Annotated in this window: 12 protein-coding genes; 6 read left to right on the forward strand and 6 right to left on the reverse strand. The window is 61.4% G+C overall.

Annotated elements, in window-relative coordinates; all coding sequences use genetic code 11:
* Positions 1 to 14: 14 nt before the first annotated feature.
* A complete protein-coding gene (locus tag HHL09_RS02630; protein WP_169452940.1) occupies positions 15 to 599 on the reverse strand; it encodes a polysaccharide biosynthesis/export family protein in 585 nt (194 codons plus the stop codon).
* A gap of 23 nt (positions 600 to 622) precedes the next feature.
* Positions 623 to 1,858 (reverse strand): porin family protein, encoded by a 1,236-nt coding sequence (locus HHL09_RS02635; RefSeq protein WP_169452941.1) that lies wholly within the window; start codon positions 1,856 to 1,858, stop codon positions 623 to 625.
* 266 nt (positions 1,859 to 2,124) lie between these two features.
* On the opposite strand from HHL09_RS02635, the gene HHL09_RS02640 reads away from it, so the two are divergent.
* The 6 genes from HHL09_RS02640 to HHL09_RS02665 all read left to right on the forward strand — a co-directional run bounded on the left by HHL09_RS02640 (position 2,125) and on the right by HHL09_RS02665 (position 19,687).
* Entirely contained in the window at positions 2,125 to 3,963 is a 1,839-nt protein-coding gene (locus tag HHL09_RS02640; RefSeq protein WP_169452942.1) for an amino acid adenylation domain-containing protein, read from the forward strand.
* On the forward strand, positions 3,963 to 12,911 hold the full coding sequence (locus HHL09_RS02645) for a non-ribosomal peptide synthetase/type I polyketide synthase (protein ID WP_169452943.1): 8,949 nt from the start codon (positions 3,963 to 3,965) through the stop codon (positions 12,909 to 12,911). The genes HHL09_RS02640 and HHL09_RS02645 overlap by 1 nt, the downstream gene beginning before the upstream one ends.
* A 4-nt stretch (positions 12,912 to 12,915) precedes the next feature.
* A complete protein-coding gene (locus HHL09_RS02650) occupies positions 12,916 to 16,935 on the forward strand; it encodes a non-ribosomal peptide synthetase (protein ID WP_169452944.1) in 4,020 nt (1,339 codons plus the stop codon).
* A gap of 80 nt (positions 16,936 to 17,015) precedes the next feature.
* Positions 17,016 to 17,894, forward strand: coding sequence for a hypothetical protein (locus HHL09_RS02655; protein ID WP_169452945.1), 879 nt, complete (start codon positions 17,016 to 17,018; stop codon positions 17,892 to 17,894).
* Between the two features lie 51 nt (positions 17,895 to 17,945).
* A complete protein-coding gene (locus HHL09_RS02660; RefSeq protein WP_169452946.1) occupies positions 17,946 to 18,857 on the forward strand; it encodes a hypothetical protein in 912 nt (303 codons plus the stop codon).
* 134 nt (positions 18,858 to 18,991) lie between these two features.
* Positions 18,992 to 19,687 (forward strand): PEP-CTERM sorting domain-containing protein, encoded by a 696-nt coding sequence (locus HHL09_RS02665; protein ID WP_169452947.1) that lies wholly within the window; start codon positions 18,992 to 18,994, stop codon positions 19,685 to 19,687.
* Positions 19,688 to 19,794: 107 nt separating this feature from the next.
* On the opposite strand, the gene HHL09_RS02670 is transcribed toward HHL09_RS02665, so the two are convergent.
* The 4 genes from HHL09_RS02670 to HHL09_RS02685 form a co-directional block, all read right to left on the reverse strand.
* Positions 19,795 to 20,721 carry a glycoside hydrolase family 43 protein gene (locus HHL09_RS02670; RefSeq protein ID WP_343224883.1) on the reverse strand — a complete coding sequence of 309 codons (927 nt, stop codon included), beginning with the start codon at positions 20,719 to 20,721 and terminating at the stop codon, positions 19,795 to 19,797.
* Between the two features lie 366 nt (positions 20,722 to 21,087).
* Complete coding sequence (locus tag HHL09_RS02675; protein ID WP_169452949.1) at positions 21,088 to 22,050, reverse strand: class I SAM-dependent methyltransferase; 963 nt, start codon at positions 22,048 to 22,050, stop codon at positions 21,088 to 21,090.
* An 82-nt stretch (positions 22,051 to 22,132) separates the two neighbouring features.
* Positions 22,133 to 23,146, reverse strand: a complete 1,014-nt coding sequence (locus HHL09_RS02680) for a hypothetical protein (protein ID WP_169452950.1) — start codon at positions 23,144 to 23,146, stop codon at positions 22,133 to 22,135.
* Positions 23,147 to 23,164: 18 nt separating this feature from the next.
* Positions 23,165 to 23,707, reverse strand: a complete 543-nt coding sequence (locus HHL09_RS02685) for a hypothetical protein (protein WP_169452951.1) — start codon at positions 23,705 to 23,707, stop codon at positions 23,165 to 23,167.

Here is a 23,707-nt window from a genome sequence, read left to right on the forward strand (position 1 = left end):
GTGATCGGATGGAATTAGAACAGGCTTTCGGGGATAGTGATCACGTCACCATCCCGCAGTTGCAGATCCGCGGTCTTGCCGGACGTGATGTCCTTCAGGTTCAAATTGAGAACCTGCGGGCGGGCTCCGCCATTCCGCTTGAGGGTGATCTTTTTCGTATTTGCGATGCGGGTGGCACCGCCGGCCATGCCGATGGCTTCCACGACGGTCAATTTGCGGTCGGCGGGGATTTCGAAGACCCCCGGATTCTGGGCTTGGCCCAAGACGGTGACCGTGCGGCGGATCCGGCCTTCGATCGAAACGCTGACCTGCGGGTTGATCAGGTAGCCGTCCTTCAGCTTGGCCTTGATGGCAGCAGCGGCTTGATCGGTGGTAAGGCCAACCATCTTCACCGCGCCGATCAGCGGCATCGTGATGCTGCCGTCCGCCGAAAGTTGTCCGGCGGTGGTGAGTTCATCCTCACGGAAGACGCGGATTTCGACCGAATCGAGCTTGCCGATAACCCCGGAAGCGCGGCCGGCCGCCGGAGATTGCCCCCACGTGAGGGCCGTCAGCGCTCCCAGCACGGTGCACAGGATCAGAAAAAGTTTCACATTCATGATTAGGGGGGCGGGATGGCGGGTTAGAACTTATAACCCATCTGGATTCCGGCAGAATGGTTCTCGTAGCCGAGGCCCGGCCGGTTCGAACTGTTCTCCGAATAACGGTAAAAGAAGCCCATGCTGAAGTCGTCGGTGAAACGGTACTCCAAGGCAGGACGAATGAAGTGGATCTTGTCCACGCGACCGGCGATCCCCGTTCCGGAGACCTGGGTATAGGATGCGCGCTCCACGCCCCCATCCAGACGGGCGGTCCATTTTTCTCCCAGACGTTGGGAGATACCGAGGGCAAGGCCGCTCTCGGTGTAGTTCTGGCCGGGGGTGTAAGCGGAGGCCTGCTCCCGGCTATAACCATTCAGGTAAAGCTCCGTCCCTTCCTTCGGCATCCAGCCGATCCGGGCCTCAACCACCGGGGTGGTGTCGGAACCATTGTCGAAAGAGCGGTGCTCCCCACCCGCTTCCAGATCGATGGCGATCTTTTCGCGCGGCTTCCATTCGATGCGACCGGTCAGCCGGTGCACGGTCTGCTCTCCAGCGCCATCCACTTCGAAGCGGCCGCCCCTGTAAATGAGTCCGAGCCGGGTCTTCGGCGAATAGGCATAGCGCAAGGCCAGCTCCCCATAGACGAGATCGGAATCTGCGAAGGCGCCGGACTCGTAATCCGTGCTTTCTTGGCCCACCGCTGCTTCCACGGTGACCTTTTCACGAAGGGACCAAGCAATGCGTGCCTCATTGGCGACCTCCGTGCGATCCGTCAGGGTGCCGGTGTCGGCGGTCGCGTCTCCCAGTTGCCGAAAGGCTCCGGTATAGGCCAGCGTGATCGCCTTGCCACGCCAACCAGCTTCCCAAGCGGATTCCTGGTCGATTCGGTCGTTGTCGCTGTGGTCGGCATAAGCCACGGCGGTCGGACGGTAGGCAATCGTGAGAAAGCCGCCCTCTCCACCCAGTTTGTCGCCTTTCCGATAGGCGATCGAAGGGGCCACTCTAACCACAAGGTCCGACTGGGCCTTGGAAGCGCTCAGAAAGATGTTGTCATCGTAGGCCGCCGAGATCGCGAGACCCATCTCCACTTCTTGGGAGCGGGTTTCGGTCGCGTAAGGATCGAGACGCGCACCCCGCGAATCCACAATACGAGTGTGCAACTCCCCCTCCAAGCGGCCGGGAACTGTGGATAGGATTTCTTCCCCCCATGAAGGTGCCAAAGAGCCCGCCGCGAGCGCGGAAAGCATCAGAGGGACCACCCGGGGGGCGCGTGGCACTCGGTGGGACATGCGGGAGTCAGCGGCGTCAGCATAAAAATTAGAACCCGTGGGGACAAGAGAATTTCAAAATCATGGACCTTACGAAATCACGTAATGCCACTCTAACGCAGTTGTTGGTATGAACCATTTTGCCAGCCACGACGCAACGGAAAGCCCACATTCCGAAGCACTGCCGATTTCCCCCCATCATTCCGCCGAAGTTTTCCCGACTATTGACCTATCTCAATTTTTAAAAATACTCGGCTCATTCCCACCCCCCAGCCATGACCGCTTCCCCCCTCACGCAGGAAGGCCTCCTGCTGGACGGCCTGTTGAACCGCTTCCTCACGCGCGCGCAGGACCGGCCCGATGACATCGCTGCCATTTCCGGCGCGGACGCCCTCAGCCTGCGGGAACTCGACCAGCGCTCAAACCGGCTGGCGCGGCGGCTTCAGGAACTGGGCGCGCGGCCCGGCGCCTACGTCGGCATAGGCCTCGATAGATCGGTGGACCTGATCGTCGCTCTGCTCGCCGTGGTCAAATCGGGGGCCGCCTACGTGCCGCTGGACCCGGCCTACCCTCAAGCGCGGCTGGAACACATGATTTCCTCCGCCGGTCTCGAAACGGTGGTCACCAGCGCCTCCCTTGCGGATGGCTTCCTCAGCGCGGGGGCCGCTCAAGTATCGGACATCGCGCTTTCCGCGGACCGGGAGGTCTCTGCCGACCCCGTGATCTCCTACGCGACCCCGGACGATCCCTTATATGCGATCTTCACCTCGGGCTCAACCGGCCAACCAAAGGCAGCCTCGGTCTTCCGAAGGAGTTTCGCCAACCTCCTGGACTGGTACGTCCACGAACTGGATCTCGGAGCGGACGATTGCACGTTGGTCATCAGCTCCCCGAGCTTTGATCTGACCCAGAAGAATTTCTTCGCCCCCCTGCTCACCGGCGGGCGTGTGCTACTGGACGATTGCAGGACCTACGATATCTCCCGTATTTCGCGGCTGATTCGCGAACACCGCGTAACGCTGGTGAACTGCACTCCGAGTGCTTTCTATCCCCTGGTGGATGCAGCAGCATCGGAGGATTACGCAGCGTTGCGCTCCATCCGTTTTGCAGTGCTGGGAGGCGAACCCATTTCGATACCGCGCCTGCGGGCTTGGCTGGAGCATCCGGCCTGCCCAGCGGAGATCGTGAACACCTACGGCCCGACAGAGTGTACGGACATCTGTGCCTTTCACCGGATGCATCGTGGGAATCTGGACGCTTTCGGCTTCGTGCCATTGGGCCGCGAGATCCCGAATGTGATCGTGACGATCCGGGACGAGGATCTGGCCGTGGTGCCCGACGGGGAACTCGGCGAGCTGTGCATCTCCGGGGCCGGCTTGGGCGGAGGCTACCTCAACGACGAGGATCGCACCCGAAAGAGCTTTGCCTTGGCGGGAGCACTCTATCGCACGGGAGACCTCGCTCGCAGGCTACCCTGCGGGACTTTGGAATTCCGAGGACGTGCCGACCATCAGGTGAAGGTGAATGGCTTCCGGATCGAGCTCGGAGAGATCGAGCTGGCCTTGGAACAGCATGAGGGCGTGCGCCAGGCGGTCGTCATCGCGCGGGACGGACGATTGATCGGACACCTCAAGGGAACGGTCGATGCGGCGATCCTAAAAGGCTTTCTGGCAGAGCGGCTGCCCGCCTATATGATTCCGGGTGAGTTCCACTTTGCGGAGAGCTTTCCGCTCACCCCGAACGGGAAGGTGGACCGCTTGGCCTTGGCCGAGTCAAATCGTTCGGATGAAGCCCATGAGGTCCGCGAAGAGGGTCTGCTAGGCCGGATCCTCACCCTCTGGTCCCAGGTGCTGGAACGCCCCGTCAACGATACTGAAGCGAACTTCTTCGATTTGGGGGGAACCTCGATCCATCTGGCAGTAGTCCACCTCCGCTTGCGCGAGCTGACCGGCCGCGACTTGGCAATCACCGATCTCTTTGCCCGCCCGAGTGCGAAGTCGCTGGCGGATTTCCTTTCCCCGCAGGCCGCGGCGAATGCGGCACCGAGTGCCCAAGACCGGGCACGCTTGCAACAAGCGGGGCTTGCCCGCTTCCGTCGTCCCACCCCCCGCTGATGAACGAAGAACTTCCCCCGCCCGAGGCCATCGCCGTGATCGGCATGGCTGGCCGCTTCCCTGGCGCCGCGAATCCAGATGAGTTCTGGCAGAATCTCATCGCGGGCAAGGATAGTATCACGCGCTTCGAGAGCCGGGTGGAGAGCGACGGCTCGAAATATGTCGGGGCTCGCAGCATGATCGAGCATGCGGATCTCTTCGACGCTTCCTTCTTCGGGATCTATCCGAAGGAAGCCGAACTGATGGATCCGCAGCACCGGGTCTTCTTGGAATGCGCATGGGAAGCGATCGAACACGCCGGCTATGATCCCGGTGCCTATCCGGGCATGATCGGCGTGTATGCCGGCCTGAGCCTGAATACCTACCTGCTCCACAATCTGGGCAAGGCAAAGGAGCTGGCGAAGAACTATCAGGTGTCCGAGTACCAGACGATGCTCGGCAACGACAAGGACTTCCTGCCGGTACGCGTCAGCTACAAGCTGAACCTGCGCGGGCCGAGCATGACGATCCAGACGGCGTGCTCCACCTCGCTGGTGGCGATCTGCCAAGCGGCGACTTCCCTGCTGACCTACCAGTGCGATATGGCCCTGGCAGGCGGGGTTTCCATCAGCTTCCCGCAGCAGCGGGACTACCGCTATACGGAAGAAGGCATGGTTTCCGGCGATGGGACCGTGCGAGCCTTTGATGAAAAGGCCAATGGCACGGTCTTCGGCCACGGCTGCGGCGTCGTGCTGCTGAAGCGCTTGAGCGAAGCCGTGGCAGATCGCGACTCGATCCTGGCGGTGATCAAAGGTTGGGCGGTGAACAATGACGGCTCGGACAAGATCGGCTTCGCCGCGCCCGGGCTGAATGCACAGGCGGATGTGATCGCGCTGGCGCAAGCGTCGGCAGGGGTGAATCCACAGGATGTCTCCTACATCGAAGCCCACGGCACGGGAACACCGCTGGGAGATCCGATCGAGATCGCCGCGTTGACGAAGGCCTTCCGGGCTGGAGGGGCGACGGGCAATGGCTATTGCGCGATCGGCACCGGTAAGACGCATATCGGGCATCTGGATGTGGCGGCCGGCGTGACGGGATTGATCAAGACGATCCAGCAGTTCCGCCACGGGAAGATCCCGGCGCTGCTCCATTTCACCGCGCCGAACCCTCGGATTGATTTTGCCAATAGCCCGCTGGCTCCTGTCGCCGAAACCCGTGATTGGCTGCCGAACGGCTCGCCTCGCATTGCAGGGGTGAGTGCCTTCGGTGTGGGTGGGACGAATGCCCATGTGGTGATGGAGGAAGCACCGGCGATCGAGTCTTCTCCGGAAGGCAGGAAAAAGCAGCTTCTGGTGCTGTCCGCGAAAACCGCCACGGCACTTGATGCGATGGCGGAAAATCTTGCGAAGCATCTCGAAAGCAACGATCGGCTGGCCGATACCTCTTACACCCTCGCTACCGGTCGTCGTGCCTTTGCGTTCCGCCGCCACGTCGTCGCAGCGGATGCAGGCGAAGCCGTCGCGAAGCTGCGTGAAGCAGCCAAGAGCAACGCGGCACCGAAGTCCGCGAAGGTCGCATTCCTCTTTCCCGGCCAAGGTTCGCAATATCCCGACATGGGCCGGGCCATCTACGATTCCGAGCCCGCTTTCCGCGCCGCCGTGGATGAGTGTGCAGGACATCTCCAGCATCATCTCGGCCTGGATATCCGGGCCACGCTCTATCCCGCTGAAGGCGATCGGGCTGCCGCCGAGGAACGCATTCACCAGACCTCGCTCACGCAGCCTTGCATCTTCGTGGTGGAGTATGCGCTGGCGAAGCTTTGGATCTCCTGGGGCATCGAGCCATCGCTTCTCATCGGCCATAGCATCGGTGAATATGTGGCAGCGGTGCTCGCCGGAACCTTCAGTCTTCCCGATGCGCTCCGGCTGCTGTCGGTGCGTGCGCGGTTGATGCAGTCCCTTCCGTCCGGTGCCATGCTTGCCGTGCGCCAAGGCATCGATGAACTGGAGATGCCGAAGGATGTCGACCTCGCGGCGATCAACAGCCCGAAGCTCTGCACGGTGTCCGGCAGCCATGAAGCCATCGCGGCCTTCCAAGCTCAGCTTGAAGAGAAGAAGATCGCCTGCCGACAGCTCAAGACCTCGCATGGCTTCCACTCCGTGATGATGGAGCCCATCGTGGCACCCTTCACCGAGGAAGCGGCGAGAGTGACGGCGAATGCGCCAGGCATTCCTTGGATTTCCACTTGCACGGGCAAGGCCGTCGATGCCGCCACGCTGGCCGATCCCGCCTATTGGGCGCGGCAACTCCGGCATGAGGTGCGCTTCACGGATGCGCTGGCCACGGCCTTCGTGGACGAGGGTCTGATCCTCCTCGAAGTTGGGCCGGGCCAAGCACTTGCTCCCTTTGCCCGGCAGCATCCGGCACGCGGCAATAGCATTGTCATTTCCACCCTCCCCTCTTCTTCGGAAGACCTCGGTGATTTGCTCAATGCTGCCGGCGAGCTGTGGAAAAACGGCGCACCGCTCGATTGGTCGGCGTTCTTTTCCGGACAGGAGCGCGCACGCGTCCACCTGCCAACCTATCCCTTCGAACGCCAGAGTTTCTGGATCGACCGGTCGCAGGAAGCGGAGAACCCGCAACCAAGGAACGAGATTCAGAATTCGATTTCTTCTGCCGCCCCTGCTGTTTCACCCACTCCCCCCCAACCGATGTCAGCCCCCCTTGACCGCCGTCCGGGCCTCGCCGCAAAGCTTCGCGCGATCGTCCTCGAACTTTCCGGAGTCGCAGTCGATGACGACGGCGCCACCTTCACGGAGTTGGGTTTCGATTCGCTATTCCTGACCCAGGCCAGCCAAGCGATCCAATCGCGCTTTGGCGTGAAGATCACCTTCCGCCAGATGCTCGGCGACCTTTCCTCGGTAGCGAGCATCGCCACCCACCTTGATGCCGAACTTCCAGCCGAAGCTGCCGCAACACCAGCAGCACCTGCCGTGGCGGCGGCACCTGCCCCCCTGCCGCAGCCGGTGGCAGGAGGCTCGACCATCGAGCAACTGATGGCAAACCAGATCCAGCTGATGCAGGCACTGCTGGAATCGCAGCGTGGAGGTCCGCCAGCCGCAGCCCCGCTACCTCCGGCAAGCAACCAGCCTGAGGTGAAGTGGCCCGCGAATCATACGCGGACCACCGTGGCCAATGCCCGCTTCGGCCCCTACAAGCCGATCGACAAAGGCGAGAACGGCGGATTAACCGGGACCCAACAAAAGGCACTGGATGAATTGATTTCCCGCTACGTGCGGAAGACCGCCTCCTCGAAGGCGTATACCGCGGAGCATCGTGATCACTATGCCGACCCGCGTGCCGTGGCCGGCTTCAAGTCCTTGTGGAAGGAGATGGTCTACCCGATTGTTTCCGAGCGCTCCAAGGGCGCGAAGATCTGGGACATCGACGGGAACGAATACGTCGATATCACCATGGGCTTCGGCACTTACTTCTTCGGCCATTCTCCGGATTGGTTGGTTGAAGCCGTGGAGAAGCAGCTCAAGACCGGCATCGAAATCGGGCCGCAGTCGCCCATCGCAGGCAAGCTCGCAAAGGCGATCGCGGAGCTGACCAACATGGACCGCGTGACTTTCTGCAACACGGGTTCCGAAGCGGTCATGGCCGCAATGCGGCTGTCCCGCACGATCACCGGCCGCACACGCATCGCCTACTTTACCGGCGACTACCACGGCATGTTCGAGGAAGTGCTGGTGCGTGGTGCCTGGGTAGATGGCGTTTACAAGGCACAGCCGATCGCACCGGGCATCCCTCAATCGCTGGTGGAAAACATCCTGGTGCTTGATTACGCGGACCCGGCCTCGCTGGAGATCCTCCGTGCCCACGCCCATGAACTGGCCGCCGTGATGGTGGAGCCGGTGCAGAGCCGCGCGCCAGGGTTGCAGCCGCGCGAATTCATGCAGGAAGTGCGTGCGATCACAAAGGCGTCCGGCACCGCATTGATCTTTGATGAAGTGGTCACCGGCTTCCGCTGCCATCCGGGTGGCGCGCAGGCTTACTTCGGTGTCGAGGCCGACCTGGCCACCTATGGCAAGGTGATCGGCGGAGGCATGCCCATCGGCGTGCTGGCAGGAAAGCGCGAATACATGGACGCGCTGGATGGCGGTGCTTGGAACTACGGAGATGACAGCTTCCCGGAAGTCGGCGTGACCTTCTTCGCCGGCACCTTTGTCCGCCACCCGCTGGCACTCGCCGCAGCATGGCGCGTGGTGGAACATCTCAAGGGTGAAGGACCGCGCTTGCAGATCGAAGTGACCGAGCGTGTGGATCGCCTCTGCCGCACGCTCAACCAGCATTTCGAGAACATCGGCGTGCCGATCCGCCTGCCGCACTTCAGTGCCTATGCGGTGGTCGAGCACGCACCGGACCTGAAATATGCCAGCCTGCTCTGGTATTTCCTCCGTGAGCGCGGCGTCCACATCTGGGAGGGCCGGCCGCTCTATTTCACCACTGCTCATACAGATGAAGATCTCGACCGCGTGGTCCGCGGCTTCGTCGGTGCGGTGGAAGACATGCAGGCCGCGGGCTTCCTGCCTGCACCAGCCACCATCGGACACGAGGCGCCGGCGGTTTTCCCGCGTCGCGACGTGGCCGTGACCACCGAGGCCCAGCGCGAGATCTTCCACTCGCTCATGATGGGCGATGAGGCGAATTGCTCTTACAACGAGTCCAACATCATCCGCTTCGAGGGCGAGTTGGACACCGCCGCCCTGCACGCCGCCCTGCTCGACCTGGTGGTCCGGCACCCGGCCCTTCGCAGTACGATCAGCGAGGATGGGCAGCAGCAACTTTTCCACGCGGCACCCCGTGCGCTGGAAATTACGGAGCATGACTTTTCCGTGCTCACCGCGGATGCCCGGGAGATGCACTGGGCGCAGATCAAGGAAGACGAAACCCGCACGCCCTTCAACCTGACCCATGGCCCGCTGCTCCGCCTGCAATTGGCACGTCTGAGCCCGGCGTCCCACGAACTCCTTTTCACCGCGCACCACATGGTCTGCGACGGTTGGTCTTTCGGCATGCTCCTGATGGAGCTGGCGAATGCCTACAATGCCCGCAAGGCAGGCCGCTTGCCGATGCTGCCGCCCGCGATGTCTTTCGCCGACTACGCCCGTCACGAAGTCGCGAACAAGAACTCCGAAGACCGCATGCAAGCGGAGAACTTCTGGGTCGCGAAATTCTCCAATGGCGCTCCCGTGCTGGAACTGCCGACCGACCGCCCCCGCCCGCAGGTGAAAACCTATGCGGGTGCGATGGAAGCAATCACGCTGGATCCAGACCGCTATGCGCGCCTGAAGAAGGCATCTCCGAAGCTGGGCGGCACGCTCTTCGCCACCCTGCTTGGAACCTTCGCCACACTGCTGCATCGCCTCACCGGCCAAGAGGACCTTGTCATCGGCGTTCCCGCCGCCGGCCAGACGCGGATCGGCCGCGATGAACTGGTGGGCCACTGCCTGAACTTCCTGCCCCTGCGCTTGAACGCGACTGCCAACCGGCCTTTCCGCACTTTCGCGGCCGAGGTGAAGGAACAAGTTCTCGAGGCCTACGACCATCAGGACTACACCTTCGGCAGCCTTCTCAAGAAGCTGACCCTACCGCGCGACACCAGCCGTCTGCCCTTGGTCACCGTGATGTTCAACATCGACAAATCGGGCGTCGACCAGATCGGCTTCGATGGCCTGGGCTTCGACGTGGCGACCAATCCAAAACGCCACGTCAATTTCGACCTCTTCTTCAATCTCGTCCAAACCGACGGACGGATGATCGTGGAGTGCGAATACAACACCGACCTTCACGATGCCGCGACGATCCGTCGCTGGCTGGGCTGCTTCGAGCAACTGATCGAAAGCACGATCCAAGATGGAGATCTCCCGCTCCAATCGCTGCCCATCCTCAATGCGGAGGAAAGCCAGCGCGTGCTCGTCGACTGGAATGCGACGCAGCGCCAATATGCGAAGAGCGCCAGCCTGCCCTGCCTGATCTCCCAGGTAGCCGCTCGTCTTCCGGAGAAAGTAGCGCTGCGCTGCGGGGAGACTTCGCTCACCTATTCCCAGCTTGAGCAACGTGCCACCGAATTGGCCGCGCGTTTGCAAAGCGCCGGGGTGAAGCACGGCGATCTTGTAGGCATCCATCTCGAACGCTCGACCGACATGGTTGCCGGCCTGCTTGGCATCCTGAAGTGCGGCGCGGCCTATGTCCCGATGGATCCGGCATTCCCTGCCGAGCGCCTCGGCTTCATGGTGGAGGATGCCCACATGCCGGTCATCCTTTCGCAAACATCCCTCCATCGCGAACTCCCGGCTTCCAGCGCGAAGGTGCTGCTGACGGACGAGCTCAGCGGTGATGCGTCTTCCTTTGTCCCGATGGAGGTCGGCGCGGAGGATATCGCCTATGTGATCTTCACCTCCGGTTCGACCGGTCGTCCCAAGGGCGTTCGGATTCCGCATCGCGCCGTGGTGAACTTCCTGAATTCGATGCGCCGCGAGCCTGGCCTGACGCCGGATGACGTGCTGCTTTCGGTCACCACCCTCTCTTTTGACATCTCCGGCTTGGAAATCTTCCTGCCGCTGACTACCGGAGCCGAAACGGTGATCGCCACCCGCGAGATCACCATTGATGGCAACCGTCTCGCGGAATCGATCACCCGCCAGGATATTACCATCCTGCAGGCAACTCCTGCCACGTGGCGCCTGCTTCTCGAAGCAGGCTGGGCCGGAAAGGCGGGCTTCAAGGCGCTGGTCGGCGGTGAAGCCGTACCGCGTGATCTGGTGAACCGCCTCGCCGCTCTCTGCGGTGAAGTATGGAATGTCTACGGGCCTACCGAAACCACGATCTGGTCCACGACCGCAAAGGTGACATCAGGAGAGGGTCCGGTCACCATCGGACGCCCGATCGACAATACCCAAGTCTACATCGTCAACCCGGCGATGTTGCCTCAGCCTACCGGCATTGCAGGCGAGCTGCTGATCGGTGGTGACGGCCTGGCCGAGGGCTATCATGAGCGTCCCGACCTGACCGCAGACCGCTTCATTTCTACCCCGCTCCAGGGCGGCAAGCTCTATCGCACCGGCGACCTCGCGCGCTGGAACCCGGATGGAAGCATCGAGTGCCTGGGCCGCATGGACTACCAGGTGAAAGTTCGCGGTTTCCGCATCGAGCTTGGCGACATTGAGGCCCATCTCGAACAGCATGCTTCGGTCGCGCAGGCCGTGGCTCATGTTCACGATGGTCGTCTGGTCGCCTATGTGAAGCCGGGCGCAAATGGCAACCCGGGCAATGGCACGGCGATCTGGCAGGACCAATGGGACCTGCTCTACAAGTCCGCGATCGACCAATCCGGGAGTGAAAAACTGGACCGCCTTGACTCGGTGATCGCAGGCTGGGCTGGCATCGACGATATCGACGCACAGGTCAACGAGTGGATCGACATGACCACGATGCGTCTGCGCCAATACCGTCCGCGGCGTATTTTCGAAATCGGCTGCGGCACCGGCCAGATCCTCGCCCGCTTCGCACCCGAAGCCGAGTGCTACTGGGCCGCGGACATTTCCAAGGTGGCGATCGACGCACTGGCAAAGAGCCAGCCGCTTCCGCAGGTGAAGCTCTTCCACCGCCCCGCCGATGATTTCACGGAGATCCCGGAGCAGTATTTCGACACGGTAGTGATCAACTCCGTGGCCCAGTATTTCCCGGATGCCTCCTACCTCGCGCTGGTGCTGCAAGGCGCAGCCCGCACCCTCAAGCCCGGCGGGCGAATCTTCCTCGGCGACATCCAAGGCAATGCCTTGCTGGCGGCACACCACGCCGAAATTCTGCACGAACGGGCTCCGGCGGGAACCAGTTGCGGCCAGCTTCGTGACAAGCTCAGGCAGCGGCTCTCACGTGAGACCGAACTCTCGCTCGATCCCGCATGGTTTGATCGCGTGGACATTCCCGGGCTTGCCCATGTCGAGATCCAACTGCGACGTGGCAAGCTGGCGAACGAAACGACGACCTATCACTACGACGTGATCCTGCACATCGGCGAGAAACCACCGGTGCAACTGGTGACAAAGTGGCGTGAATGGCAGCGTCTGAATTTGGAACAGCTTGAAGCGATCCTGGCCGAAGGCCCGGAGGAGATCGCGATCTCCGGCATCCCGGACGCACGGCTCTCCTCACCACTGGGTTACCTGCGTGCGGTGGAGCATTCGCCGGAAGATAGCCCGCTGCCCTTCATCCCCTCCCCGCCATCATCAGCCGTCTCTGCCGAGGATCTCCATGCCGTGGCAGAAGCCAGCGGCTACCGAGCTCACGCCCGCTGGCGTGGCAACGGCACTGCGGGATTGATCGATGCGGTTTTCCTTCCTGCGGGCAATGCGAACCTGCCGCTCTGGCCAATCCAATCAACGCCAGCACCCCTCGCAAACGAGCCTTATCACGACAAGGCTGGTTCTCCGGGGGGAGACTTCACTCCGGAACTGCGCAAGCACCTCACGGGAAAGCTTCCGGACTACATGATTCCCACGGCATTCGTCGTGCTCGATCATTTCCCGCTTACCCCGAACGGCAAGGTGGACCGCAAGGCCCTGCCTGCTCCCGGAGCGAGCGATGAATCCCAAACACGCGAAATCACCGCGCCGAAAAACGAGACTGAACGCCAGCTCGCGGAGATCTGGGGGCAGGTGCTCGGCCTGAACGAGATCGGCACGCTGGACGACATCTTCGAACTCGGTGGCGATTCCATCCTGATCTTCCAGATTACCACCCGTGCCGCGCGCGCGGGGCTGACCCTGACACCCGCCCAAGTCTTCCGGCTTCGGAACATCGCCGCGCTGGCAGCGGAACTCAATACCGCTTCTGAAGCGGCTCCCGCAACAACCGCCATCCAGCGCGTCAACCGCGATGCCTATCGCCGCAAACTCTGAGTCCATGAGCGAAGCACCGCACAGCATCGACGCGACCGCCGCCCCCGCAGATGGGACAGAGGACTTGCTCGCCTTTCCGGCATCCATCGCCCAGCAGGTCTTCTGGTATCTCGAACTGCTGCAGCCGGGAGTTACGGCCTTCAACATTCCGATGCGCTTCCGTCTGGAAGGCCCTCTGGATGCCAGGATGCTGGAACGCACGCTGCATACGATCGTGGATCGTCATGAGTCGCTGCGGACGCATTTTGAAGAGGACAATGGCGAGGTGCTGCAAGTCGTGAGGCCCGCGATCGACTTCACGCTTGCGGTCCACGATGTCTCCATGCTTCCGGAGAACGAGCGGCAGGCCGAAGCCGACCGCCTCGGCAGTATCGAGGCACAGCGCCCGTTCCAACTGGCGACGGGACCGGTCTTCCGCGCGGAGCTGGTGAAGCTTTCGCCGATCCTTCATATCCTGCACGTCACGGTGCATCACGCGATGTTCGACGGCTCGTCGATGACGGTGCTGACCCAGGAACTCGCGCAGATCTACCAAGCCTATCATGAAGGCAAGGAGTGCCCGTTGGAAGCCCCTGCCCTGCAGTACGGCGACTTCAGCGTGTGGCAGAAGGATTTCCTCTCCGGTCCCGAGATCGAGAAGCAACTCGGCTATTGGAAGAGGCGTCTCGCCGGCATGACGGAGCTGGACCTTCCCACCGACCGTCCGCGTCCTGCGGCAAAGACTTGGAATGGAGATCTGGTCTCCACACTTCTTCCGCGGGAACTCACCGGCAGGCTGCAAGGGATCGCAGCTCGCGAAGGGGCCACCCTCTATCACCTGCTGCTGGCCGCCTACAAGGTGCTGCTGCACCGCTACAGCGGCGGCACGGACATCGCGGTGGGCTCGCCAATCACCGGGCGCACTCGCGCCGAACTGGAGCCTCTTATCGGGGTCTTCATCAATTCGCTGATCCTGCGGAGCGATCTCTCGGGAGATCCCTCCTTCGAAACTTTTGTACGTCAGGTGCGCGATACCGCCTTGGAAGCGGTGGACAATCAGGACCTGCCTTTCGAATGCCTGGTGCGCGCGCTGAAACCGACACGCGACCAGAGCCGCAACCCGCTCTTTCAAGTCAACTTCACGCACCAGAGATCCTTCGCGAAGGCAGGCCACTTCGGAGGAGTCGATCTGATCCCCATCCCCTCGCGCTCGCCGGGCGCGATTTTCGACCTTCACTTCTTCATGGTGGAACGCGCCGAAGGCTGGCGCGTGACCTGCGATTTCAGCAGCGATCTCTTCGACCGCTCCACCGCACGGCGCATGCTGGGGCATTACCAACGCCTATTGGAAAACATTGCGCAGGATCCGTCGAAGCCGCTCTCTGCGCTGGAAATTCTCACCGATGCCGAGAAAGAGACGCTTTCCCGGCAGTGGTCCGGCAGCGAGCGCGAGTATCCTCGCGAAGCAACCATCGGCCAACTCTTCACGGAGACGGCACTCCGCTTCCCGGAGCGCACGGCGATCGAGTTCGGGGATCTCACGCTGAGCTATCGTGAACTTTACGCCGAGGCGTCCGCCATCGCGGCCACTCTGATCGCTGCCGGCGTGCGGCCAGGCGATCTTGTCCCGCTCTGCACCAAGCCTTCGCCGGAGATGATCGTTGGCCTTGTGGGAATCCTGCTCGCAGGTGGTGCCTATGTGCCACTGGACCCGGACTACCCTGCAGAGCGTTTCGCCCTCCTACTCGCGGAGTCATCGGCCAAGGTCGCACTTGCAGCTTCCGGCTGCCGCGAGGCCTTCGGCGCATGGCAAGGTTCTGCGCTGGAGATCCCGGCGCTAGGCAAGGCTGCCACACCCGCCCGCTTGCCCGAGCTCGCGCGCGCGCTCGGAGCCGAGGCACCCGCCTATCTCCTCTTTACCTCCGGCTCCACTGGCAAGCCGAAGGGTGTGCTGGTGCCGCATCGCGCCGTCGCCCGCCTGGTGAAGAACTGCGACTTCATTGAGATCGCTGAGAACGACGTCTTCCTGCAGGCCGCGCCACTTTCCTTCGATGCCTCCACGCTCGAGATCTGGGGACCGCTGTTGAATGGTGGCAAGCTGGTAATTCCCGCACGTGGCACCGGCCTTGATGAGATCGCTTCCGCCGTCCGCGACAAGGGTGTCACCACACTCTGGCTCACCGCCGGACTTTTCCAAGTAATGATGGAAGAGCACGCGGAATCGCTCAAAGGCCTGCGCTACTTGTTGGCAGGTGGCGATGTGCTGTCCGTGTCACACGTGCGCCGTGCACTCGACCTGCTGCCGCAGACGAAGCTCATCAACGGCTACGGCCCCACGGAAAACACCACCTTCACGACCTGCCACGCGATCAAGGCCGAGGACTGTGAAAGACCTTCGATCCCGATCGGAAGACCCGTCGGAAACACGACCGTTTTCATTCTCGACGAGCTTGGTCGCCAGCTTCCCGCCGGCATTCCCGGAGAACTTCTTACCGGCGGAGATGGCCTCGCCCTAGGCTACCACAACGACGCCGCACTTACCGCAGAGAGATTCATCCAGCACCCGCAGTTCGGCCGCCTCTATCGGACCGGTGACCTCTGTCGCTGGCTGGCAGACGGCTCGATCGAGTTCATCGGGCGTCGCGACCATCAGGTGAAAGTCCGCGGCTTCCGCATCGAACTCGGCGAGATCGAGACGATGCTAGCCTCGCATCCCGAGGTCCGTCAGGCGAAGGTCGCAGTGCGCGGCGACAGCTCGGAAACCAAGCGTGTCCTCGCGTGGGCGCTCACGGAGCAAGGCAGCCTGCTCGATGCCAATGCTCTCTCTGTCTGGCTCTCCTCACGCCTGCCCGCCTTCCTGCGTCCCGATGGGGTAATGGTCCTCTCCAGCTTCCCGATCACCGCAAACGGGAAGATCGACGTCGCCACGCTACCGGATCCAGTGACGGCCACACCTGCCGCGCGTACGAGTTTTATCCCGCCGCAGGGAGAGACGGAACAGAAGCTTGCGATCCTCTGGAGCGAACTCTTGGAGGTTTCAGAGATCGGACGAAATGACGATTTCTTCGCCCTAGGCGGCCACTCGCTGATGGCACTGCGCCTTTTCTCCCGCATCAACCGGGAATTCGGCCGGACGCTTCCGCTGGCAGCACTCCTGAGTCATCCCACGATCGCCCAGTTGTCAGACCTCATTGTCCCGCGGACCGGGCAGCTTTCCCCAGCAGATGCAGGCGACAAGAAGGGCCACCTCGTCACCCTTTCCGAAGGAAACGGGCAACCTCCGCTCTTCTGTATTCATGGTGGTGATGGAGGCGTGCTCTTCTATCGCAGCCTGGCCGAGCTCATGCCGCGCGATCTGCCGATGCATGCCATCGAATCGCTTGCACTAAGCAGCAATAACCCCATCGAGTCGGCCAGCGTGGAAGAGACGGCGGCCGCTTATGTGAAGCTGCTGCTTGCCAGCCACCCCGGCGGACCTTTCCGCCTGGCAGGTTATTCTTACGGGGGCGTGGTCGCGCACGAGATGGCATGCATCCTGGGAGAACAGGGTCACAAGGTGGAGTTCCTCGGGCTCTTCGACACCCACAATCCGGTTGCACCTTCCAAGCGCTATTCCCTGCCCGGGCGCTTCAATGCCTTCTGGCAACAACAGCAAGACCTGCCGCTTCCCGCGCGCCTCGAGCGTCTCCGCGAGCGAATCGCCGAAGGGATAGCGACCAACCGTCGCGTGAAAGCCGAGGTCGCCGCGGCCTTTAGTTCGGGTCCCGCCGAAGCTCATAGCGACCTCCGCCGCGTACAGGTGCGTGAGGAGAACTGGCGAGCCATGCAGGCTTACAAGCCGCGTCCTTTCGGAGGACAGATCACCCTATTCAAGGCGATGACCCTCAGCGACAAGGTCGAGTGGCCCAGCGATTACGGCTGGACTCCCTACACCTATGGGGGGCTCAGGATCGTCCCGGTGCCCGGCCAGCACCTCACCCTCTTTGATCCCGGGAATGTGGAGGAACTCGCAAAGGCACTTTCCGCGCAGTTCCATCGTCCCTGATCCTCCACGATCGCGTAGCAATTACAGATCGTTCGCCATGGCGTGAGGTGCTAGACAGCCCGCGCTTTCCCCCCACCCCCATGAATTCCCCCATCGCTAGCGGTGTCCTTTCCGCCTTCGCGCTCCTATCCGGCGCGGCTCTAAGTCAAACTTACGTTGATCTGGATTTCAGCAACAATGTCCAGCCAGCCTTGGATCTGAATCCGAACGGATCGACTCTCGGGCCATGGTATCACTCGGGAAGCTTCCTCGATTTTGCCAATGCCGGTTCCTACAATGGAACCTCCATTGATGTCCGCGTCTCCGTAGCCGGGCTGATCGACGGCGAAGGCCCCGGCCTCCGCGATACCAGCACCTATCAATGGGTCGGCTGGCTCCCCTCTTACAACGGCGCGTCCACCAACGACGACTTGGGAGTCTACTATCGTCACGATGGCAACTCCCTCCAGCAAACCGGGGGAATCGCGTGGACGCTTTCCTTCTACGAAAGCGGCAGCAACTTCTCCAACCCCATCACGTTGCCTGGAGTGCGATTCCTGGTCTACGACCACGATGGCGAGCGCTATCAGTCGGAATCGATCCGCACCTTTGCCGGCGACGGCTTTGCGGGCTACCAGCTTCACGACGGGAGCGGCATCCACGTTCATGATGAAGATGGTAGCTACCGTTTCGATGCGCGGGGCGAAGGGCACCCGGAAACGACCGCGGATGGAGGCATGATCCTGTATTATCACAATACCTCCTCGATCCGCTTCGATCTTTTCGCCACCACCCGGCCTCAGTTGCCCGGCCCGAACAGTGGGATCTTCGCGGCGTGGGATGGGAATCTCAGCCTCACCGGAGGCAACTCCAACGGCTTCGGAGAGTTCGTCGCGGTTCCGGAGCCATCCGCTCCACTGATGGTCGGCGTGGCGACTGTCACGATGCTTCTGCGGCGGACACGCTCTTCGGCAGCTTGAAGACAGCGGGAGCTCTTGCTTCCCCACCGCGGCGGGGATAGGGAAATACCGATGAGAAGAAGAGCCTTCCTGCAGCTTGGTGGAGCTTTCGCAATCACGCTTCCTTGCGCCCTGCTTTCGCCCGTCCGCGCACAAGACGCGGCCGCCGCGCCGGAGCTCTTCCAACGCATCACCATCATCGGCGCCAGTGTCTCTGCGGGCTTTTGCACGGATGAATTCATCGGCGGACCACGCACGCCCGAGTTCCGGCTCGCCAACTTCTTCAACGAGGCGCTCACCTGCGAACACCGACCGGTGGTGAGCCACGCCCGCAAGACGCTCTTCCTGGGTGCCCGTGATTCCTTGGAAAAGCAGGTGAACGAGGCGCTGAAGGCGAATCCATCCTTGGTAGTCGCGCTCGATTCCTTGTTCTGGTTTTGCTACGGCAGGGATCTCACGCCGCCACAGCGGCTGGAGCTTTTCGAATTCGGCTTGAAGCAGCTCGACCGCATGTCCGCACCGCTCATCGTTGGTGATTTGCCGGATGCCAGACATGCAGCGGGAGGCATTCTCGGCGTGGACGAGATCCCCCCGGCGGATGTGCTCGCGAAATGCAACGAGCGGCTGAAGGCATGGGCTGCCACCAGGAAGAACGTGAGCCTCTTCCCCTTTGCCGCGATGATGAAGGCCGCGATCACGGGAGAAACCCTCGACCTCGGCGGGCGTGTTTGGGAAAAAGGAACCGCTCGTGCCTTGCTGCAGCGGGACATGCTCCATCCATCCCATCTCGGCTTGGCAGCGGTGACCGTAGCGGCATTGGACTCCGCCGGTGCCTCGGCGAAGCCAGCCATCCCCCGATCGAACTACCGGCGCGATCTGGATTCACTCACGAAAGACGCGGTGGAACTTGGCAAGAAGCAGTCCCGGGAGGCCGCCGAGCGCGCCAGCAACGCATCGAAGCCGGAGGCGGCCCCGGCGCAATAACGGTCCGGATCCCTTCCGCGATCACGTAGCCCGCGACTCATTGACTGTAAGGCTCGATTGAGCTTTAATCCGCAGTGCTGCCTGGAAGTGTCCCCACGCTTCCATCCCCTCACCCCACCCTATCTTTCACCCCCGTGAATCTCTACGCCCTCTTGGCGTGCGCTATCCTTGCGCTCGTCCTGCCGGGTTTCTCCCAGTCCCTCTCATGGGATACGGACGGAACGCCAGGCACGGAAGCTTTTGGCAATACCCTCGTGTTTGCCGATGGCGCCCTCGGCATGAGCATCACGTCCTGGGGGCATACCCACGGGAGGAAGAACGATTCCTTCGAATCCGGAAAATCGATCATTTATCCCACCGGTGTCGGCGTCACGAATCGCGACGAAGGAATGCGCGTGCCGGAACACCAGATCGACAACGGCCGCGGCAATGATTGGGTCCTCATCGTTTTCGATAGCGCCGTGACGGACGTGAAGATCGAGGTCGATCCCTACGGCGTTTGGGATCGCGACGTCACCTACTACACTGCCAATCTGAGTCGCGATGTGGACCTCTCCGGACTGACCTATTCTGACTTGGCCGATCTCGGCTTCGGTGAACGCACCGATGATCTTGGCACACGTAGCAGCGAAGCACGTGAGATCGAGATCCAAGGGGCCACGACGAGCTTCAATGCCGTTCTCATCGGCGCCCAGCTCGGAAAGCAGGGCTTCCGCGGGGTAGACCGCTTCAAGATCGACGGTGTCAGTGCCACACCTGCCGTGCCGGAGCCTTCGGTTACCTTCCTGGGACTGATCGGGATGATCGGGCTCCTGCGTCGCCGACGCTAGGAATCTCGGCGCGCGGTCCCGCTTCATCCATCGTTTGGCCCGCTCCCATAAAAAAGGCCGGACCGTTTTCACGGCCCGGCCTGAAAGGAAATCCCGTGTGAGCAGGCTCACTTCAGCGGGCTCGCCGACACACCTTCGGTGGTCATCGTCACCGGCTTGATCAGGCCTTTCTCGTCGAACTCCAGCTTCTCGATACAGGTTTCGCGATGGTTGCCATCCGTTTCAGTCAGCGGGCGGCGGTGGTAAACGATATACCAGCTGTCATCCTTCTTGTTGTGGATCACGGAATGGTGGCCCGCCCCTCGCGCGACCTTATCATCCTGTTGAAGCACCACGCCGATGCGCTTGTGCGGTCCAAAGAGAGAGTCCGAGATCGCGTAGGCCACGCGGTAATCCGGCCCCGTCCAGCCACCTTCGGACCACATGAAGTAATACTTCCCGTCCTTCTTGAAGACAAACGGTCCCTCGACGTAACCCTCGGGTGTGATCGACTTGAAGATCTCTCCGCCTTCGAAGGGTTCGAAGCCCTTGAAGTCGTCCTTCAGCTTCGCGATGTTGCAGTGGCGCCAACCGCCGTAAATGAAGTAGTGCGATCCGTCGTCATCGCGGAAAACGAAACCATCGATCGGCTGCGCGCCGTGATGGAATTTGTCGATCAGCGGCTTGCCGATGAGATCCTTGTAAGGACCGTCAGGCTTGTTGGCCACGGCCACGCCGATGCCACCTTCCTGCTCGTTGTTCTGGATATCGTTCGCGCTGAAAAAGAAGTAGTATTTCTTGTCCTTCTCGATGATGGACGGCGCCCACATTGCGCGCTTCGCCCACTTGATGTCCTTGGTGTCGATGATCTTCTCGTGCTTCTTCCACTTCACGAGATCGCTTGAGGAGAAGGCATCGAAATGGGTCTGCTCGCCATACGGAGCCGAGTAGGTTGGGAAGACCCAATACTCGTTTCCGAAAACAATCGCCTCCGGGTCAGCATACCAACCTTCAAAGATCGGATTCCCGGAGGTCTTTTCTTCAGCGGAAGCCATGGCGGTAAAGGCGCAGGCCAAGGACAGGGCAAGATTTCGGGTCGAGGTCATAACAAGGTGCCGTGTCGCCCATCAGGCAAACACGTTTGAACCCCTACCACCCCCCGCCCGGCCACGACAAGAACTTGGTGCGGTTCTTGGATAGTATCTCCACTACTTGCTCCAGCCCCCTACGACGTAGGAAGGCAACGGCTTTCCTTCCAGATAAGACGGTTGGGGCTCGGCGCAGGAAGCCAGCACCACGACAATCGCGGCGATCAGGAAATAATTCACACCTCGACGATACCACGCCTGCCAGAAAAAGGCGGAGTTTTTTTGGACCGCCTCCCCGGCTTTCGCAGCGCACCAGGCCGACGCTTTCTCCAGTCAGAGCTTCCGCAGGTAAATGCTCCCCCCCGCGCTTTTCGCGGCCAAAGGCAGATGCGCCGCTATCGTGTCGCCGAATTCGGAAGCCACGTAGCTGTTGAAGAAATGGACCTCCCAGCTCTCGTTATGGGCGAGGAAGGCGCGGAGCAGGTAAAGCTCGTTCCAGTTCCGCTCCTGCTGAAGCCACTGCTCCGGATACTCGAAAGGATAGAAGATATCGTGAAAATGAACCAAGACGCCGGACGGAAGGTGGGGCAGCACATCGAACATCAAGAACTGGAGATCTCCGCCGCACTTGATGACGTGGCTTGAATCGATGAACAGGAGATCTCCCGCCCCGAGCTTGCCGAACACCTCGACTGGCACCTCCTGAACCTTCTTTTCCAGAATGGTGGCGCGCTTCGCGTCGTTACTTCTCAGGAGGCTTTTCAGGCGCTGCGGATAGGGCTCGATGAAAGTGAGCTCCGGCAAATCACTGAAGAAGCGGTCGATCGTGTCGAGCATCACCGCCGACGAAAAGCCCGAGCCCACCTCGATGATCCGTTGCGGACGGTGCTTCCGAAGAATGCAGTGAAGAAAAATCGCATCGGCATAGGCGAACCAATCGTTCCGGAAAAAATAGCGGAAGCCCCGGGCCTGTTCCTCTGGGAAAGGGATGGAATCGTAGTAGCCGGCAAACTCCCGGAGGAGCGCTTCCTGACCTTCCCGATTCATCTCAATTTCGGGAACCGAGGGAATCTCCCCACGCTTCACCTCGATCTGGCGCAGCACTTCCTCCTTGTCCGGAATCGGTGAATAATAGTGGCCCGCTGCCCAGCCCCCCTCTTTTGCGAGCCGGGCGCGGAGGTCCGCCACCTCCGCCTTGAGGTCCTCCCTTTCGCCGCGCAGGGAGGCAAGTTCCGCCATCAAGGCATCCTTGGAGGACGCAGGAACATCGTGGGTTAGAGAGGCCTGTTTCGACATGGGAGGGAGGAGGATTACCACTCAGATTAGCAGCCGGAGCGGAAAATCAAAGCCAGATCCGAGCATCCCTCGCCCTTTGCCTCTACTCCATGGTCGCGGTGCTGGCATTCACCTCGATGATGCGGTCGAGATCGAAAGTCACGTGATCGATAATTTCCGGAGCACCTCCATTAAACGGCGTGATGGTGAGAACCTCGATGGTGTATTCACCATCGTCCGTGACGAGGCTATCCAGGTCGGAGAAGACCAGCGGCACTTGCTGGGGAACCGCGGCATTGTGAGACACCACCGCATTCGGGAGAGGCGTGCCGATCGTCCCGGTGAGCTGCTTGCCCTTGTAGATCTGGGCGTAGGTGATGCTCTTCGGGTAGACATCCTTCACGATGATGTTTCCATCCCGCGGAGCTGCATTGTACGTCTTTCCTTCGATGATGTTCTCGATCTTCCCCTCTGCCACCGGCCAGATCTGGACGGTCGCCTTGGCCAGTTCCGCCTGCGGTGTGCCGGCATCCGGATGCAGGTAGACGGTGAAGGACTCCTCCCCGACCGCCTTGGTCGGCTTCGTCACCGGCAGACGCTGCAGGATGGCATTGTCCGTGAAGGTGCCGTTCGCACGGAAAAGGAAGGTATCCGCATAGGTCCCGGAACTGCCCGTCGGAGTGAAGGTCTTGGAATCGTAGAGCTTGTAGCTGCGTCCCACCTGGACCTTCTTCAGCGAATCCGGCACCGTGGTCAGAGCCGACATCCCGGCGATCGTGATGCGCATCCCGTAGGGCTTGTCCGCCCTGGTACGGGGCGGATAATACGGGTCTTCCGAGAGGGCCTGCACGGTCACCTGCGGGAGGAAAGTCCCCACCGCCTTTTCATCCAGCTTCACCAAGGTCGTGGCGTTGTTGGTACCCGTGGTCGTGGCATAGAGCTGGAAGACCGCGGAGTCCGCCGTCAGCGGCTTGGAAGTCACCGACCCTTGGTCATTGGCGAGCGCCATGTCGTAGATCACCGACACACCGCTCACCGTCTGGATCTGCCGGATGAAATCGGCAGCGCGGAGTCCTCCCGCCAAGGAGAGGAACACTAGCAAAGAGCGCACAATCATGGTCAGAGCAGGAAGGAGTTAGCGGGCGGGAGTTTGGGCCACGGTCGCGGTGCCCTTTGCCACCGAGATCGGATTGTGGTTTAGCGTCCCAACGACGATCATGCCCGTTTTGCTGGCCGCATCGAGGCGCTCGGGCTTGATCGCGGCCTGTCCGGAAGCCTCTTCGAGCGAAACCTCGAACGAGGAAACCACGGCCCGGTAGCGCGTGATGAATTCCTGCCAGAGGATGAAATTCCCCTGCGGCTTTGCCACCACCTGCGTCTTGTAACGCTCCGGCACGTGGAGGATCGCACCCTTCGGCACGATCGTGTAGTTCCCGTCGAATACGAGGAACTCCGAATTTTTCTCCAGATCCCAGCCTTGGGGACCGCTACCTTCCGGAGCGAAACCGCCAAACTTTTCTCGTTCCTGGCGGGCTTTGAGATCCTTATCGGAAACCGCGCGGCCGATGGGAGCCTTGATGTCCTTCGGCAGGTGCCCCGCTCCCATTCCAGCCCCTTCGGGAGCCTGACCGGAGGCGAGAGGAACAAGGGCTAACAGGGCAAAGAGAGAGAGCTTCAT

The sequence above is a fragment of the Luteolibacter luteus genome, from assembly GCF_012913485.1.
Lineage (GTDB): Bacteria > Verrucomicrobiota > Verrucomicrobiia > Verrucomicrobiales > Akkermansiaceae > Haloferula > Haloferula lutea.